The 15,273-nt window shown below is 67.6% G+C and carries 17 protein-coding genes; 8 read left to right on the top strand and 9 right to left on the bottom strand.

Translation table 11 applies throughout. The features are described 5' to 3' along the window. Window positions 1-54: 54 nt before the first annotated feature. Window positions 55-933, bottom strand: a complete 879-nt coding sequence (locus tag ARC63_RS02190) for a hypothetical protein (RefSeq protein WP_057502413.1) — start codon at window positions 931-933, stop codon at window positions 55-57. Window positions 934-949: 16 nt separating this feature from the next. Further along, a complete protein-coding gene (purH, locus tag ARC63_RS02185) occupies window positions 950-2,533 on the bottom strand; it encodes a bifunctional phosphoribosylaminoimidazolecarboxamide formyltransferase/IMP cyclohydrolase (protein ID WP_057502412.1) in 1,584 nt (527 codons plus the stop codon). A gap of 223 nt (window positions 2,534-2,756) precedes the next feature. On the opposite strand from purH, the gene ARC63_RS02180 reads away from it, so the two are divergent. From ARC63_RS02180 to ARC63_RS02155, 6 genes are read left to right on the top strand one after another with little or no spacing between them, the layout of a single operon-like run. Beyond that, complete coding sequence (locus ARC63_RS02180) at window positions 2,757-3,374, top strand: CDP-alcohol phosphatidyltransferase family protein (RefSeq protein WP_010481057.1); 618 nt, start codon at window positions 2,757-2,759, stop codon at window positions 3,372-3,374. A gap of 34 nt (window positions 3,375-3,408) precedes the next feature. Continuing rightward, a complete protein-coding gene (locus ARC63_RS02175; protein ID WP_057502411.1) occupies window positions 3,409-5,160 on the top strand; it encodes a bifunctional alpha/beta hydrolase/class I SAM-dependent methyltransferase in 1,752 nt (583 codons plus the stop codon). After that, entirely contained in the window at window positions 5,160-6,488 is a 1,329-nt protein-coding gene (locus tag ARC63_RS02170; RefSeq protein WP_057502410.1) for a phosphatase PAP2/dual specificity phosphatase family protein, read from the top strand. Before ARC63_RS02175 ends, ARC63_RS02170 begins: the two co-directional genes overlap by 1 nt. Continuing rightward, the gene (locus ARC63_RS02165) at window positions 6,485-6,922 is read left to right on the top strand and encodes a hypothetical protein (protein ID WP_057502409.1); all 438 of its coding nucleotides are present in this window, start codon (window positions 6,485-6,487) and stop codon (window positions 6,920-6,922) included. Before ARC63_RS02170 ends, ARC63_RS02165 begins: the two co-directional genes overlap by 4 nt. Window positions 6,923-6,935: 13 nt before the next feature. Next, window positions 6,936-7,565: a lysophospholipid acyltransferase family protein gene (locus tag ARC63_RS02160; RefSeq protein WP_010481067.1), complete on the top strand. Its 630-nt coding sequence runs from the start codon at window positions 6,936-6,938 to the stop codon at window positions 7,563-7,565. Then, entirely contained in the window at window positions 7,562-8,557 is a 996-nt protein-coding gene (locus tag ARC63_RS02155) for a phosphatidate cytidylyltransferase (protein WP_010481069.1), read from the top strand. Before ARC63_RS02160 ends, ARC63_RS02155 begins: the two co-directional genes overlap by 4 nt. 148 nt (window positions 8,558-8,705) lie before the next feature. Here the strand turns inward: ARC63_RS02155 and fis are convergent, their stop codons facing one another. The 3 genes from fis to prmA form a co-directional block, all read right to left on the bottom strand. Further along, window positions 8,706-8,981 carry a DNA-binding transcriptional regulator Fis gene (gene fis, locus ARC63_RS02150; protein ID WP_005419706.1) on the bottom strand — a complete coding sequence of 92 codons (276 nt, stop codon included), beginning with the start codon at window positions 8,979-8,981 and terminating at the stop codon, window positions 8,706-8,708. Between the two features lie 113 nt (window positions 8,982-9,094). Next, window positions 9,095-9,865, bottom strand: coding sequence for a DUF3426 domain-containing protein (locus ARC63_RS02145; RefSeq protein ID WP_019338964.1), 771 nt, complete (start codon window positions 9,863-9,865; stop codon window positions 9,095-9,097). A 42-nt stretch (window positions 9,866-9,907) separates the two neighbouring features. Further along, window positions 9,908-10,828 (bottom strand): 50S ribosomal protein L11 methyltransferase, encoded by a 921-nt coding sequence (gene prmA / locus ARC63_RS02140; RefSeq protein ID WP_049452982.1) that lies wholly within the window; start codon window positions 10,826-10,828, stop codon window positions 9,908-9,910. A gap of 163 nt (window positions 10,829-10,991) precedes the next feature. On the opposite strand from prmA, the gene ARC63_RS02135 reads away from it, so the two are divergent. Both ARC63_RS02135 and ARC63_RS02130 read left to right on the top strand, forming a co-directional pair. Next, a complete protein-coding gene (locus tag ARC63_RS02135; RefSeq protein ID WP_010481077.1) occupies window positions 10,992-11,957 on the top strand; it encodes a hypothetical protein in 966 nt (321 codons plus the stop codon). Beyond that, window positions 11,954-12,328: a hypothetical protein gene (locus ARC63_RS02130; RefSeq protein ID WP_010481078.1), complete on the top strand. Its 375-nt coding sequence runs from the start codon at window positions 11,954-11,956 to the stop codon at window positions 12,326-12,328. The genes ARC63_RS02135 and ARC63_RS02130 overlap by 4 nt, the downstream gene beginning before the upstream one ends. A gap of 128 nt (window positions 12,329-12,456) precedes the next feature. Here the strand turns inward: ARC63_RS02130 and accC are convergent, their stop codons facing one another. Genes accC through aroQ form a run of 4 tightly spaced genes read right to left on the bottom strand, consistent with a single transcriptional unit; the run spans window position 12,457 to window position 15,239 of the window. Next, entirely contained in the window at window positions 12,457-13,824 is a 1,368-nt protein-coding gene (accC, locus tag ARC63_RS02125; RefSeq protein WP_010481079.1) for an acetyl-CoA carboxylase biotin carboxylase subunit, read from the bottom strand. Window positions 13,825-13,834: 10 nt separating this feature from the next. Beyond that, on the bottom strand, window positions 13,835-14,314 hold the full coding sequence (gene accB, locus ARC63_RS02120; protein ID WP_032129560.1) for an acetyl-CoA carboxylase biotin carboxyl carrier protein: 480 nt from the start codon (window positions 14,312-14,314) through the stop codon (window positions 13,835-13,837). Between the two features lie 53 nt (window positions 14,315-14,367). Then, window positions 14,368-14,793: a lysozyme inhibitor LprI family protein gene (locus ARC63_RS02115; RefSeq protein ID WP_049452977.1), complete on the bottom strand. Its 426-nt coding sequence runs from the start codon at window positions 14,791-14,793 to the stop codon at window positions 14,368-14,370. Continuing rightward, entirely contained in the window at window positions 14,790-15,239 is a 450-nt protein-coding gene (gene aroQ, locus ARC63_RS02110; protein ID WP_010481082.1) for a type II 3-dehydroquinate dehydratase, read from the bottom strand. The genes ARC63_RS02115 and aroQ overlap by 4 nt, the downstream gene beginning before the upstream one ends. Window positions 15,240-15,273: the final 34 nt, after the last annotated feature.

The raw sequence follows: 15,273 nt of genomic DNA, 5'->3' as shown, positions 1-15,273 counted from the left end.
AGATTCCAGATTGCGTGGGAGGGGAAAGTCGATGTCCCCGGCGGCGCAGGTGCTTCACTCGCAGCCTTCGCGTCGCAGCGATTCGGGGAAGGAATAGGCCCAGGTCTTCGGGTCCAGGGTAAAGCGGTGCTGCTGCCGGACCTGCTTGCCGCCGCAGGTGGTGCCGGTTTCCTCGATCAGCAGCGGCCAGACGCGCGCGCTGCGATCGCTGTCGTCGAAACGCAGTGCGAAATCGATGCTGAAACGGCGGGTGCGGCAGTCCTCGACGGTGTCCGGGTCGCTGCTGGCCCCCAGGTTGTCGCACTCGTACTGGGCGTCATTGTCGATATGGCTGCGCACGCTGCCACTGGCAACCAGGCCCTTGGGGCCTGGTAGGATCAGCGACTGCGAGAGCAGCGAGAAGCCCTGCCCGAACCAGCCGTCCTCGACCCGGAAGCCATAGAAGTCGCTGCCGGCGCGGATGACGCTGACGGTGCCGGGCTGGCCGCCGCTGCCGAAGCGCTCGCCGGTCAGTTCGCTGGTCACCTCGAAGCCATCGCCCTTCGGGCGCAGCACGAAGAAGTCGATCGTTCCTGCGTCGATGTGCGCGCCCTCGGACAGTGCGCCGCAGACCGCCAGCAACTGCTGCCAGCTGTCGCCACTCACCACCGGTTGCTCGGCGCAGACGTGCCAGTCCATCGGGCGGGTTTCGCCGTCGTCGTTCCAGCTGCCGTGCCATTGCCCGGAGAGCCTGGCGTTCTTGCCGTAGCGCTGGACCAGGAAGGCCTGCAGCCGCGCGGTGCGGCTGACATGCTGTTCTGGCGCGGTGGGTGCCACCGCAGGCGCATCCACCTTCGGCGCCATGCTGGGCTCGGCAGCAGGCTTGCACCCGGCCAGCACGGCCGCGCCCGTGAGGGCGAGCACGGCCAGCGGTTTCATCGAAACTGCGGACATCCGTGTCGCTCCAGGATCAGTGGCGGAAGTGGCGCACGCCGGTGAACACCATGGCCAGGCCGTGTTCGTCGGCGGCGGCGATCACTTCGGCATCGCGCATCGAACCGCCCGGCTGGATGACCGCCTTGATGCCGGCGGCAGCAGCGGCATCGATGCCGTCGCGGAACGGGAAGAACGCGTCGGAGGCCATCACCGAACCCTCGACTACCAGGTTCGCATCGGCCGCCTTGATGCCGGCGATACGCGCGGAGTACACGCGGCTCATCTGCCCGGCGCCCACGCCAATCGTGCGGTTGTCCTTGGCGTACACAATCGCGTTGGACTTCACGAACTTGGCCACCTTCCAGGCGAACAGCAGGTCGATGAACTGCTTGTCGGTCGGCGCCAGCTTGCTGACCACCTTCAGTTCGTCGCGGGTCATGCCGCGGTTGTCCGAGGACTGCAGCAGGAGGCCCGAGCCGACGCGCTTGCTGTCGAAGTTGTTCAGGCCGTCGCCGTGCGGGATGCGCAGCACGCGCACGTTGGCCTTCTTCTGCGCGTATTCCAGCGCGGCCGGCTCGTAATCCGGGGCGATCAGCACTTCCACGAACTGGCGGTCCAGGATGACCTTGGCGGTGGCAGCGTCCAGCGGCTTGTTGAAGGCGATGATGCCGCCGAAGGCGCTGGTCGGGTCGGTGGCGTAGGCCAGCTCGTAGGCATCGCCGTTGCCGGCACCGACGGCCACGCCGCACGGGTTGGCGTGCTTGACGATGACGCAGGCCGGCGCGTCGAACTGGCGCACGCACTCCCACGCCGCATCGGCATCGGCCAGGTTGTTGTAGCTCAGTTCCTTGCCCTGCAGCTGCTGGAACGTGGCCAGGGTGCCCGGCACCGGGTACAGGTCTCGGTAGAACGCGCCGCTCTGGTGCGGGTTCTCGCCGTAGCGCAGGTCCATCACCTTGACGAAGGTGGAGTTCATCTGCGCCGGGTACTCGGCACGGGCCGGCACGGCGGCGTCGGTGGCGGTGACCGCCGACAGGTAGTTGCTGATCGCCGCGTCGTACTGGGCGACGCGGTTGAACGCGGCCACCGAGAACGCGAAGCGGGTGGCGGCCGACAGCTGGCCGTCGTTGGCCGCCAGCGAGGCCAGCAGTTCGGCGTACTGCGACGGATCGGTGGCCACCGCCACGCGGGCGAAGTTCTTGGCCGCCGAGCGCAGCATGGCCGGGCCGCCGATGTCGATGTTCTCGACCGCGTCGGCCAGGGTGCAGTTGGCCTTGGCGGTGACCGACTCGAACGGGTACAGGTTCAGCACCAGCAGGTCGATGGCACCGATGCCATGCTCGGCCATCACCGCATCATCCAGGCCCGAACGGCCCAGCAGGCCACCGTGCACCATCGGGTGCAGGGTCTTGACGCGGCCGTCCATCATTTCCGGGAAACCGGTGACCTCGGCCACGTCCTTCACGGCCAGGCCCGCATCGCGGATCGCCTTGGCGGTGCCGCCGGTGGACAGCAGCTCCACGCCGCGTGCCGCCAGCGCAGTGGCCAGCTCGACCAGACCGGTCTTGTCGGAAACGGAGAGGAGGGCCCGGCGGACGGGCAACAGATCAGCAGTCATGGGACAGAATCGGCAGCGGAGCGGGGCCGATATTGTAGGCGGTGGGGGCCCGTGGCGGGCGCTGGAAGGGGTAATTTGCCGTGGCAATCGGCTTAAGGCCGGGTCGGGCACACCGATCCGGCCCGATCCGGAGTCTGGTCTGCGGACCAGAGCCGGGTTGTCGGAATCTGCCAACGATGGGGTAGGCTGTGCCCGCACTGCCAAGGATCAGCGGGTACGGATCATGTCGATCTATGCATTGAAGGGACGTTTCCAGGACCTGTTGCGTCCAGCCGTACGCGGTCTGTTCCGCATGGGGATCACTGCCAATACGGTGACCGTGGCCGCTGCCGTGGTCTCGCTGCTGGTGGCCGCGGCCGTGTGGTGCTGCGCGCCTGCCCAGCCTCTGCTGTATCTGCTGCTGCCGTTGTGGATGCTGCTGCGCATGGCGCTCAACGCGGTGGACGGCATGCTGGCGCGCGAATTCGGCCAGCAATCGCGGCTGGGCGCCTATCTGAACGAATTGTGCGATGTGATCGCCGATGCGGCGCTGTACCTGAGCCTGCTCAGCGTACCCGGCGTGCGCCCGGAGGCGCTGTGGCTGCTGGCCTGGACGGCGGCGCTGAGCGAGTACGCCGGCGTGCTGGGGCTGATGGTCGGTGCCAGCCGCCGCTATGACGGCCCGATGGGCAAGAGCGACCGCGCCTTCGTGATCGGTGCGCTGGGCTTGCTGCTGGCCTTCGGCTGGGGCGGTGCACTGACGGTCAGCGGCGTGGCTGCAGCCATGGCAGTGTTGTGCGTGCTGACGATGATCAACCGCGTCCGTCGCGGACTGCGGGAAGCGGCGGTTTCGCCGAATTAATCAAGCAGATACAAAAAGACAATCAGGAGATTGCATGCGTCAGGCGCAGGAACGGGAATTCCACAGCTTCGACCAGGTACCGCTGTTCTACCGGTACTGGGCGGGCACCACCGCAACCCCGGCCACCAAGGCCATCGTGCTGCTGCACCGCGGCCACGAGCACTCCGGCCGGGTCACCCACCTGGTCGATGAGCTGGACCTGCCCGACACCGCCTTCTTCGCCTGGGATGCGCGCGGCAATGGCCGTTCGCCGGGCGCACGTGGCGATGCACCGGGCTTCCCGGCGCTGGTGCGTGACCTGGACAGCTTCATTGCCCACATCGGCGCCGAGCACGGTATCGCGGTGGAAGACATCGTGGTGATCGCGCAGAGCGTGGGGGCGGTGGTCGCCGCGACCTGGGTGCACGATTACGCGCCGCGCCTGCGTGCGCTGGTGATGGCTTCGCCCGCCTTCAAGGTGAAGCTGTACGTGCCGTTCGCACGCGCTGGGTTGGCGCTGATGCAGAAGCTGCGCGGCAATTTCTTCGTCAACAGCTACGTCAAGCCGCAGTGGCTGACCCACGACCCGGCACGGGTGGAAAGCTATCGTACCGATCCGCTGATCACCCGCCCGATCTCGGTGCGCGTGCTGCTGGGCCTGTACGAAGCGGCCGACCGCATCGTCGCCGATGCGCAGGCGATCAGCGTGCCGGTGCAGCTGCTGGTGTCCGGCTCGGACTTCGTCGTGCATCGTGGCCCGCAGGACCGCTTCTACGAGCGCCTGTCCAGCCCGATCAAGGAGCGCGTGCACCTGCCGGGCTTCTTCCACGACACGTTGGGCGAGCGCGATCGGGCGTCGGCACTGGCGCGCATCCGCAGTTTCATCCAGGCGCGCTTCGCCGAACCGCTGCGCGAGTTGTCGCGTCGTGACGCACACCGGCATGGTCCGACCTTCGAGGAATCGGAGATCCTGGCCTGGCCACCGGAACGCAACAGCCTGGCCGACCTGCGCTGGCGCGTGGTGCGTGGCGGCCTGCGTTTCGGTGGCACGTTGTCCGAAGGCATCGCGCTGGGCCTGCAGACCGGTTTCGATTCCGGCAGCACGCTGGACTACATCTATCGCGACCAAGCGCGTGGCAAGGGCCCGCTGGGCCGCATGGTCGACCGCAACTATCTGGATGCAATCGGCTGGCGCGGCATCCGTGTGCGCGGCCAGCACCTGCAGGAACTGCTGCGCGATGCTGCGCAGCGACTGCGCGGGCGGGGCACGCCGGTGCGCGTGCTGGACGTGGCCGCCGGCCATGGCCGCTATGTGCTGGAAGCGCTGGGCCAGGGCGAACAGCGCGCCGACCGCATCGTGCTGCGTGATTTCAGCGATCTGAACGTGACCCAGGGCCAGGCCTTGATCGAGCGCCTCGGTGCAGCCGACATCGCCCACTTCGAGCAGGGCGATGCGTTCGATCCGGCGCAACTGGCGGCGGTGGACCCGGCGCCTACGCTGGCGGTGGTATCGGGCCTGTACGAACTATTCCCCGACAACGACGCCGTGCTGCGCTCGCTGCAGGGCATCGCCGCAACCGTACCGGTGGGCGGCTACCTGGCCTACACCGGCCAGCCCTGGCACCCGCAGCTGGAATTCATCGCCCGCGCGCTGACCAGCCATCGAGGCGGCGCCGCGTGGGTGATGCGCCGCCGTACCCAGCAGGAGATGGATGAGCTGGTGCGCCTGGCCGGGTTCGAGAAGGTGGCGCAGCGCATCGATGACTTCGGCATCTTCACCGTGTCGCTGGCGCGCCGGACCGCGTGATGGCGACGCTGGCCGCAACCCCACTGGCCGCGGAAGGGCGCCCTTGGCGGCGCGCCCTGCTGTGGCTGGCTCTGCTGGGTCCGTTCTTCTTCGCCAGCTACGGCTTCGCCAACTGGATGGCTGGTCGCCATCCCGAACTGCCGGTGATGGCGTTCGCCTGGGAGACGCGCATTCCCTTCGTGCCGTGGACGATCGTGCCGTACTGGTCGATCGACCTGTTCTACGCGGTCTCCTTCTTCCTGTGCCGGCAACGTCTGGAACTGGACCGGCATGCGCTGCGGCTGTTCAGTGCACAGCTGATCGCGGTCACTTGCTTCCTGCTGTGGCCGCTGCGCTTCAGTTTCGAGCGGCCGGAGATTGGCGGCGTGTTCGGTTGGCTGTTCGATGTGCTGCTGGGCTTCGACAAGCCGTTCAACCAGGCGCCATCGCTGCACATCGTGCTGCTGATCGTGCTGTGGGTGAAGTTCGCGCAGTACCTGCACGGCGTGTGGCGTTGGGTGCTGCATGTGTGGGCACTGCTGATCGGTGTCTCGGTGCTGACCACGTTCCAGCACCATTTCATCGACATCCCGACCGGGCTGCTGGCCGGCTGGCTGTGCGTATGGCTGTGGCCGGAGCAGGGCACGCCGCCGCTGCGCGCCTGGCGTACTGCGGGTGATGCCAAACGTTGGCGATTGGCCGCGCTGTACCTGCTGGCGGCCGCCGTATTGCTGGTGCCGGTGGTGCTTCTGCGTGGCGCGGCGTTGTGGCTGCTGTGGCCGGGGGTGTCGTTGCTGCTGGTGGCGCTGGCCTATGCCGGGCTGGGTACGGCGGTGTTCCAGAAGCGTGCCGATGGTCGCCTGACCATGGCGGCACGCTGGCTGCTGGCGCCGTACCTGGGCGCGGCCTGGATCAATTCGCGGTTGTGGACGCGACGCGTGCCGCAGCCGTTGCCGGTGCTGGACGGCGTGTGGCTGGGCCGGATTCCCTGCACGGCATTGCCGACACCTTTGGTGGGCGTGGTCGATGCCTGTGCCGAGCTGTCCTGCTGCGCGCCGGGTGCGGCGTACGCCGGTGTGCCGATGCTGGACCTGGTGGTGCCAGAACCGGAGCAGCTGCGCGAGGCAGCCGAGGCCATCGAGCGCCTTCGCACGCACGGGCCGGTGCTGGTGTGCTGCGCGCTGGGTTACTCGCGCAGTGCGGCCAGCGTGGCGACCTGGCTGCTGCGCAGCGGTCGTGCGGCGGGTGCCGATGCGGCGGTGGCGATCGTGCGTGCCGCGCGTCCGGGCATCGTGCTGGGCAAGGCGCACCTGCGTGCGATCACCGTTGCCGCCGGAGACCCTGCATGAGCACCACGCCTGATATTCCGACCATGCAGCTGCTGCTGCGGCAGGGGCGTTGGCCGGCAGGCCTGTCGCTGGGGCTGCTGCTGGTGGCGTTGCTGCTGCTCGGCATCGAGCCCGGGCTGGCGATGCTTGCCGCCGGACTGATGCTGCTCAGCGTGGTGGCAGGCGTCGCCCAGGCCTATCACGCGTGGCGGGTGGCACTCGATGCCAGCCTGCTGCAGCTGCTGCGCGATGAAGGCTTGAATGATGAGGCCGCGGCGCAACGCATCGACCGGCTGCTGCATGACAGTGGCCTGCGCCGCACACCGGGAGCGGAACCGTCGCGGGGATGGGATCTGCGATGGGCCGGCATGCGCCGCCTGCTGCTGCGTCAGTACCTGCTGACGGCGGTGCAGCTGGTGCTGGTGCTGCTGGCGGTGCTGTGGCCGCAGACGTGAACGGGAGGGATGGATGTTCGCCGAACTGATTGCCCGCGCCTGCAGTGGCGCGATCCATGTGGTGACCGGCGCGCGCGCGCTGTGGATCGGCTGCGCGCCGTCCAGCGAGCACCGCGTCTACTACGGCAACCACGCCAGCCACGGTGACTTCGTGCTGATCTGGTCGTCGATGCCACTGGCCCTGCGCCGCCAGGTGCGTCCGGTGGCGGCGGCGGAGTACTGGCAGCGCGACGGCCTGCGCCGCTACCTGATCGACGCGGTGTTCAACGGCGTGCTGGTCGAGCGCGAGGCCGGGCATCGCCAGCAGGACCCGTTGCAGGTGCTGCGCGAAGCGGTCGATGAAGGCTGTTCGCTGATCCTGTTCCCGGAAGGCACGCGCAATGTCGGCGACGAGCCGCTGCTGCCGTTCAAGAGCGGCATCTACCATCTGGCGCGGCAGCGGCCGGAACTGGAGTTCGTGCCGGTGTGGATCGACAACCTGAAGCGGGTGATGCCCAAGGGCCGCTTCCTGCCGCTGCCCTTGTTGTGCACGGCTACCTTCGGTACGCCGCTGCGACTGCAGGCCGACGAGGACAAGGCCGCCTTCCTGGCCCGCAGCCGGCAGGCGCTGCTGGACCTGGCGCCGAATGGAGGTCGTGCATGAGTTTCGTGTTGGATGTATCTGGCGATCTGGCAACGCAGAGTGTCGGCCAGCAGACTGGCCTGCTGTTTGCTGGTGTCGGCGCGGTGCTGGTGCTGGCCACGCTGGTGGCCGAGACCCTGCGCTGGCGCCAGCGCGGCCAGCCCAGTGCAGTCATCGCCAACCTGGTGTCACGCATCCGCGCCTGGTGGGTGATGGCGATCGTGGTCGGGCTGGCGCTGTTCTTCGGACGTGCCGGGGTGATCGTGCTGTTCGCGATCATCTCGCTGTTCGCGTTGCGCGAGTTCATCACCCTGGCGCCGACCCGCTCGGGCGACTACTACGCGCTGCTGGCCGCGTTCTACATCGTCCTGCCGTGGCAGTACTACCTGGTGTGGATCGACTGGTACGGCATGTACACGCTGCTGATTCCGGTCTATGCGTTCCTGTTCCTGCCGATCCTGTCGACCATCGGTGGTGATACCACGCACTACCTGGAGCGGACCGCGAAGGTCCAGTGGGGGCTGATGATCTGCGTGTTCTGCATCTCGCATGTGCCGCTGCTGCTGAACCTGCACGTGCCCGGCCATGATCCGTCGCGCAACGTGTTGCTGTTCGCCTTCCTGGTGATCGTGGTGCAGTCCTCGGACGTGCTGCAGTACATCTGGGGCAAGCTGCTGGGCAAGCACCTGATCGCGCCGAAGCTGTCGCCGTCGAAGACGGTGGAGGGCTTCGTGGGCGGCGTGCTGAGTGCCAGCGCGCTGGGTGCGGCGCTGTGGTGGATCACCCCGTTCACGCCGCTGCAGGCGTTCGGCCTGTCGCTGCTGATCAACCTGATGGGGTTCTGGGGCGGCCTGGTGATGTCGGCGATCAAGCGTGATCGTGGCATCAAGGACTGGGGCCACATGATCGAGGGCCATGGTGGCATGCTCGACCGGCTGGATTCGGTGTGCTTCGCCGCGCCGGTGTTCTTCCACGTGGTGCGGTATTACTGGAAGGCGGGCGGGGGTGGCTGATTCCGCCGGGCGTCCACCCACGCATGGCGTGGCTCTACTGGAACGGCATTGCCCCGCTTCTGTAGCGTCGAGCCATGCTCGACTGCCTTTCACGTGTTGCCCGGCGCAGGAGCAGTCGAGCATGGCTCGACTCTACACATCGGTGCGCTCAGGCGCTGATGCCGTATTCCTTCAGCTTCTTGCGCAGGGTGGCACGGTGGATGCCCAGCATCGCCGCGGCGCGGCTCTGGTTGCCTTCGCAGTGGTTGAGCACTTCCACGAACAGCGGGATCTCCATCTCGCGCAGCACGATCTCGTAGACATCGTCCGCATCGCAGCCATCAAGGTCACGCAGGTAGCGGCGCACGGACTGGGCGACGTGTTCACGCAGCGGTGGCCGGGGAGCGCCACGACTGTTGTCAGGACGAGAAAGGACAGCGTTCAAGGGGGTTCCCGATTCGGTTGGCCCGTGCGCGCGGAGCGCGCGGCCGGACGAGGTGGTGGCGGCCAGTCTAGCGCGAGCGTGCCCGGCCTGCCACGGCTGGTCGCCTCTCCCGGTCAGAGGAAGTCGAAGGTGAATGCGACGGTGGATGCGGCGGGCTCCTGTACCCGGAACGCGACGCGTGCGCTCTGGCCCGGTTCCAGCAGGGCTGCGCCGGGGTTCTCACCCAGGTACTGCGCGGGCGTGAACACGCCGCTGCCGATCACCCGGCCATCGGCATCGGACAGTGACAGGCGCAGGTCTGGCCACGCTTGTGCCCAACGTGCGTCGTTGCGGATGCTGGCCTGCACCTGCAGCACACCGGCCTGCCCGGGCAGCGGCCGGATCTCGCGGCTGGTCATGGTGAACGCCGTGGGTTCGTGCCAGGCCGGCAGGCTGCAGTGCAGGACGCCGCACAGCGTGCCCAGCCACGCGCGGTTGCCGGCGTCGGCGGCCAACCGCGCGCGGTCGGCCAGCACGCTCTGCAGTACCAGCAGCAATGCCAGCCCGGCGACCAGCAGCCAGTGCCAGCGGGGTGCTGGCAGCGTGCGTGCGCGCGTGCTGCCCAGGAAGCTGGGGGCATCACTGGCGGCCGCTGCTGCCTGCACCGCGAGCGGCGCCGGTTCGATGGCCGCTGCTTCATCAACGATGACAACGTCATCGTCGTGTCGCCTTTCTGTCGCCGGTGGGCCTGCCAGGTCGATGGGCTCGACGGGAATCTGCTCCACAGGCGCTGTGTGCCCGGCTTCGTCCTGCATGCGCGCATCGGTCGCAGGCGCGGGCTCACCTTCCGGCGCGGTGCGCAGGAAGGTGGCCAGGGGACGGCGCGGTGGGTTCGGCTCGGACATGCTCAGGGCGCGGGCTCGGATCCAGCGGTCATTCAACCACGATCAGGCGCGGCGCACGCCGGTGATGCGCATCCAGTCGCCATCCTGGGTGGCCTGCAGATCGTCGAACCAGGCCGCATAGCGCTGCAGCAGTTCACCTTCCTGGCCATGCAGGATGCCGGACAGGGCGATGCGGCCACCGGCAGCGACGCGCGCGGCCAGCAGTTCGGCCAGCGCATCCAGCGCCGAGGCGAGGATGTTGGCGACCACGATCGGATAGGTCGCGACCGGTTCGTCCTGCGGCAGGTACACGTGCATGCGGGCCTGTTCGCCGTTGCGTTCGGCATTGTCGGCGGTGGCGACCAGGGCCTGCGGATCGTTGTCCACGCCGATGGCTTCAGCGGCGCCCAGCTTCAGCGCGGCCAGTGCGAGGATGCCCGAGCCGCAACCGAAGTCGAGCACGCGCTGGCCCTGCAGCAGGCCATCGCCTGCCAACTGGTCCAGCCAGCGCAGGCACAGTGCGGTGGTCGGGTGGGTGCCCGAACCGAACGCCAGGCCCGGGTCCAGCCGCACCACGGCGGCATCGGCGGCCTGTGCGGCATCGGGCAGTTCATGGTTCCACGGCACGATCCAGGTACGGCTGCCGAAGTCCATCGGCTGGAACTGGTCGATCCAGGCGCGTTCCCAGTCTTCATCCTCGACCGCGCGGAAGCTGCCGCTGCTCCAGTCCAGTTCCGGATCGAAGGATTCCAGTGCGGCCAGCAGCAACAGCGCGTTGCTGTCGGCGGGGAACAGCGCGCTCAGCACCAGCGTGTCCCACAGCGGGGTCTCGCCCACGCCCGGCTCGAGGATGGCCTGTTCGTTGCTGGTATCGGCCTCGGCATCAAGCAGCGTGACGGCCAGTGCGCCGACGTCCTCCAGCGCATTCTCATAGCGGGGCTGGGTAGCTTCGGTGCAACGCAGGGTCAGTTCCAGAAACGGCATGGCGGTGGGGGCAATCGCGGGAAAGGGGGCCATGCTAGACCATCGGGGCGTCTCCGTATCGCCTGAGATGCCGCTCCGAGATGAACGAAGCCCGTTCAGACAGGCCCGTCGGGCCTTGCTAAACTTCGTGCTTTCCTGTCCGCCGCATCGCTCACCGCCGCCGATGGCCTTCGCTCCGACCCTGAAAACCTGGTTGCTCGTACTGCCGGCCGTGGCCGTGCTGGGCGTGGCCGGTTATCGGGCCAGCGGCCATGCCGCGACCTCTTCGCTGGCGTCGGCGGATCTGGCAGGTGGGGTGGCAGCCACTGACAGTGCGGCGCCGCTGCCGGTGATGCCGGAGGCGCTCGCGCGCCGCCTGGCACCCTTCGAGCGTGGCAATGCATTGCCGTCCGGGCTGCCCCTGGATCTCCGCGCCGATATCGAAGACGCCACCGACCTGTATGCCTATGCACAGCGGTTGCGTGTGCAGGCGGACGAAGGCAACCACGAGGCGCGCTGGATGCTCAGCCGTGTCTATGACTATTGCGCGCAGTACGCGGTCGATCCGGGTGGCTACCGCCTGGACAACAACGTGCTGGCCGGGCTGGGCCTGACCGCCGCGCCGGCGATGGTGCAGGCGCGCGAACGCGTCGCGCAGCGTTGTGGTGGTTTCGTGCCGGGCGACAAGCTGGGCACGGCCCTGGTGCTGTCCGAACGTCGCAAGGCGGCCGCACAAGGCAATCTGGCTGCAGAGGCTGCGTTGTTCGCCGAGGGAGAGCCGCTGCAGGACAGCCCCGAGTACCGCCGTGACCTGGTTGAACGGGTGCGCACCTCGCGCGACCCGGAGGCCTTCATGGCGATCGCACCGGGCATGGGCGTGCGCGCCTCGGGTGACCGTGCGCTCAACGGCCTGGTGGCGGGCGAGCAGCTCAGTGAACTCGCTTGGCGGCTTGCGGCCTGCGAACTCGGTCTACCGTGTGGGGCAGACAGTGTGCTGGTCAACAGTTTTTGTGCGAACGGAGGGATCTGTTCGCAGGATGGTACGCAGGATTTCCGGGATTTCGTGTATGACGCTGCGGTATCGCGGCAGGGCGCTGGGAAGATGAAGGAATGGATCAAGCGATTGGTTGGAAAGAGGAACGAGCAATGAACTACCGCCGATTCCTGCACGGGGCCAAGTTCTGGTTCTGGGTGGCCCTGTTCGTGGCCTACTCGGCCGGCGCGGTTGGCCTGTTGATGATCGATACCTATGAAGATCGCTACCGGCATCTGTCGAAGGTGGAACTGACCACGGTGAAGGCGCAGGAAGACGTGCGCCGTGCCGGTGCCAGCCAGGTGGCCGCGGTCTATCGCGCGCAGAGCGGCATGCCGTTCGCGTCGCTGCCGGCGGGCAGCACCTTCCAGGTGGTGTGGCCGGATGGTTCGACCGAGACCATGGTGATCGTCGACCCGACCTCGCCCAATGGCGTGCGTCCGCTGGCGAACTCGCAGATTCCGGCCGAAGCGGCCGACAAGCGCTGATGCGCCTGCTGTAGAGCCGAGCCCACGCTCGGCCGGGCTTCTGGCAAGCCGGGCAGGGACTCGGCCCTGCAGCAACAGAAAAGGGCGGGAATATCCCCGCCCTTTTCATGTCCAGCACCGGGCACCGATCAGGTCAGCGCGATCGGCTTGTTCTTGCGTTCGGCCAAACGCTTTTCCAGGTAGTGGATGTTCTGGCCACCGGCCTGGAAGCCCTTGTCGCGCATGATCCGCTGCTGCAGGGCGACGTTGGTCTTGATGCCATCGACCACCATTTCGCTCAGTGCCACGCGCATGCGGGCAATGGCGGTTTCGCGGTCCGGGCCGTGCACGATCAGCTTGCCGATCATCGAGTCGTAGTTCGACGGCACGCGGTAGCCACTGTAGATGTGGGTGTCCACGCGCACGCCGGGGCCGCCCGGCGGATGGAAGCCGGTGATGGTGCCCGGGCTCGGCACGAACGTTTCTGCATCTTCGGCGTTGATGCGGCATTCGATGGCATGGCCGGTCAGCACCACGTCACTCTGCTTGATCGACAGCTTCTGGCCGGCGGCGATCTTCAGCTGCTCGGCCACCAGGTCGATGCCGGTGACCATTTCGGTGACCGGATGTTCCACCTGGATGCGGGTGTTCATTTCGATGAAGTAGAAGCGGCCGTCCTCGTACAGGAACTCGAAAGTGCCGGCGCCGCGATAACCAATGCGGATGCAGGCTTCCACGCACACCTTGCCGATCTGCTCGCGCTGCTCGGCGGTGATGCCCGGGGCCGGCGCTTCTTCCACCACCTTCTGGTGGCGGCGCTGCATCGAGCAGTCGCGCTCACCCAGGTGGATGGCGTTGCCCTGGCCGTCGGCCAGCACCTGGATCTCCACGTGGCGCGGATTCTCCAGGAACTTCTCCATGTAGACCTCGCCATTGCCGAACGCGGCCTTGGCCTCGCTCTTGGTGGTTTCGATCGAGGTCTTCAGCGAGGCTTCGGCGTGCACCACGCGCATGCCGCGGCCACCGCCGCCACCGGCTGCCTTGATGATGACCGGGTAGCCGATCTCACGGGCGATCTTGGTGTTGGCGACGATGTCCTCGCCCAGCGGGCCGCCCGAGCCGGGCACGCACGGCACGCCGGCAGACTTCATCGCGCGGATGGCTTCGACCTTGTCACCCATCATGCGGATGGTGTCGGCCTTGGGGCCGATGAAGATGAAGCCGGACTCTTCCACCCGCTCGGCGAAGTCGGCGTTCTCCGACAGGAAGCCGTAGCCCGGGTGGATGGCCTGGGCGTCGGTGACTTCCGCTGCGGCGATCAGTGCCGGGATGTTGAGGTAGCTCTGCGGCGACGGCGCCGGGCCGATGCAGACCGACTCGTCGGCCATGGCCACGTGCTTGAGGTTGCGGTCGACCGTGGAGTGCACGGCCACCGTGCGGATGCCGAGGGTGTGGCACGCGCGCAGGATGCGCAGCGCGATTTCCCCTCGGTTGGCGATGACGACTTTGTCGAGCATGGCGTGCCCCTCAGCCGATCACGAACAGCGGCTGGTCGAATTCCACCGGCTGGCCGTTCTCGCCGAGGATGGCGACGATGGTGCCGGACTTGTCGGCTTCGATCGGGTTGAACATCTTCATCGCTTCGATGATGGCCAGGGTCTCGCCTTCCTTGACCTGCTGGCCCACGCTGACGAAGGCCGGCTTGTCCGGAGCGGACGAGGCGTAGAAGGTGCCGACCATCGGCGAGCGCAGCACGTGGCCTTCCGGCAGTGCCGGGCCCGGCTTGGCGGTGCCGCCGGTGGAAGCTTCGGTCGGCGACTGCATCGGCATCGCCTGCGGCGCCGGAGCAGCCGGAGCGGCATACACCGGGGCGGCGACCGGGGCGGCATAGCCGGCCACCGGGGCGCGCGACAGGCGCACCGACTCTTCGCCTTCCTTGATTTCGATTTCAGCCAGGTTCGACTCTTCCAGCAGGTCGATCAGCTTCTTGATTTTGCGGAGATCCATGGTGGCCTCTTTGCTCTTGATGTCAGTGTGGTGGGAAGCGCATCGCGCTCGGGTCAAAGCAGTTCGTAGAACTCGCGCAGCTGCCGTGTGCGGTCGCGCGCGAGGGTGATCAGGCAGCGCATCTGTGCGCCGTTGCGCGCCGTGCCATCGGAATTGAGGGCATAGACGGCGTTGCAGTCGTGGTCGCGCAGCTGCATCCAGGCACGCTGGGCCAGGACCAGCTGCTGCTCGGCATCGCCGCAATAGCTGCAGCCGCCACCGTTGGCGGGTGTGCGCAGCTGGCGCCGGGCTTGTGCATACACCGCATTGAGTTCGACATCAGCGGCTGCGGCCACGTCCGAGGCGCACAGGTCGCTCTCCATCGTGGTGGTCGGACGTGCGCAGTCGATGCCTTCGTCCTTGCGGTCGAACGCCGTGGCCGCACCGCAGAGACCGGCCCACGCCAGAACGCCGGCAAGCACGCGCGGCAGCACGTTCACGCGCGGGCCGCCTGCACGCGCAGCAGCGCCGCGTCCATCGCGTAGCGGTAGCTGTCGGCGCCGAAGCCGCAGACCACGCCCACGGCCTTGTCACTGAAGTAGCTGTGCTGGCGGAACGGTTCGCGGGTATGCGGATTGGACAGGTGGATCTCGATGAACGGCACCGCCACCGCCGCCAGCGCATCGCGCAGGGCCACCGAGGTATGGGTGAAGGCGGCGGGGTTGATCAGGATGAAAGCGGTTCCGTCGTCGCGCGCGGCCTGCACGCGGTCCACCAGTACGTGCTCGGCATTGGACTGCAGGCTCTCCATCGCGTGCCCGGCGGCCGAGGCCTGGGCCGCCAGCGCCTGGTCGATGTCGGCCAGCGTGGTGTGGCCGTAGACCTCCGGCTCGCGGGTGCCGAGCAGGTTGAGGTTGGGGCCGTGCAGGACCAGCAGCTTCGCCATGGGATCCGGAAGACGGGAAAGGGCGGCAGTCTGG

The sequence above is a fragment of the Stenotrophomonas geniculata ATCC 19374 = JCM 13324 genome (assembly GCF_001431625.1).
In the GTDB taxonomy this organism is placed as follows: Bacteria; Pseudomonadota; Gammaproteobacteria; order Xanthomonadales; family Xanthomonadaceae; genus Stenotrophomonas; species Stenotrophomonas geniculata.
The sequence above is the reverse complement of the archived record's forward strand: the minus strand, read 5'-3'. Positions and strand labels throughout refer to the sequence as shown.

What these genes read in the sequence shown, in the direction of transcription:
- accC (WP_010481079.1), bottom strand. Translation starts at nt 13,824, where the DNA reads ATGCTCGACAAAGTCGTCATCGCCAACCGAGGGGAAATCGCGCTGCGC.
- ARC63_RS02145 (WP_019338964.1), bottom strand. Translation starts at nt 9,865, where the DNA reads ATGTCCGAGCCGAACCCACCGCGCCGTCCCCTGGCCACCTTCCTGCGC.
- ARC63_RS02155 (WP_010481069.1), top strand. Translation starts at nt 7,562, where the DNA reads ATGAGTTTCGTGTTGGATGTATCTGGCGATCTGGCAACGCAGAGTGTC.
- ARC63_RS02165 (WP_057502409.1), top strand. Translation starts at nt 6,485, where the DNA reads ATGAGCACCACGCCTGATATTCCGACCATGCAGCTGCTGCTGCGGCAG.
- ARC63_RS02170 (WP_057502410.1), top strand. Translation starts at nt 5,160, where the DNA reads ATGGCGACGCTGGCCGCAACCCCACTGGCCGCGGAAGGGCGCCCTTGG.
- ARC63_RS02175 (WP_057502411.1), top strand. Translation starts at nt 3,409, where the DNA reads ATGCGTCAGGCGCAGGAACGGGAATTCCACAGCTTCGACCAGGTACCG.
- accB (WP_032129560.1), bottom strand. Translation starts at nt 14,314, where the DNA reads ATGGATCTCCGCAAAATCAAGAAGCTGATCGACCTGCTGGAAGAGTCG.
- ARC63_RS02160 (WP_010481067.1), top strand. Translation starts at nt 6,936, where the DNA reads ATGTTCGCCGAACTGATTGCCCGCGCCTGCAGTGGCGCGATCCATGTG.
- ARC63_RS02180 (WP_010481057.1), top strand. Translation starts at nt 2,757, where the DNA reads ATGTCGATCTATGCATTGAAGGGACGTTTCCAGGACCTGTTGCGTCCA.
- purH (WP_057502412.1), bottom strand. Translation starts at nt 2,533, where the DNA reads ATGACTGCTGATCTGTTGCCCGTCCGCCGGGCCCTCCTCTCCGTTTCC.
- aroQ (WP_010481082.1), bottom strand. Translation starts at nt 15,239, where the DNA reads ATGGCGAAGCTGCTGGTCCTGCACGGCCCCAACCTCAACCTGCTCGGC.
- prmA (WP_049452982.1), bottom strand. Translation starts at nt 10,828, where the DNA reads ATGCCGTTTCTGGAACTGACCCTGCGTTGCACCGAAGCTACCCAGCCC.
- ARC63_RS02190 (WP_057502413.1), bottom strand. Translation starts at nt 933, where the DNA reads ATGTCCGCAGTTTCGATGAAACCGCTGGCCGTGCTCGCCCTCACGGGC.
- ARC63_RS02135 (WP_010481077.1), top strand. Translation starts at nt 10,992, where the DNA reads ATGGCCTTCGCTCCGACCCTGAAAACCTGGTTGCTCGTACTGCCGGCC.
- ARC63_RS02130 (WP_010481078.1), top strand. Translation starts at nt 11,954, where the DNA reads ATGAACTACCGCCGATTCCTGCACGGGGCCAAGTTCTGGTTCTGGGTG.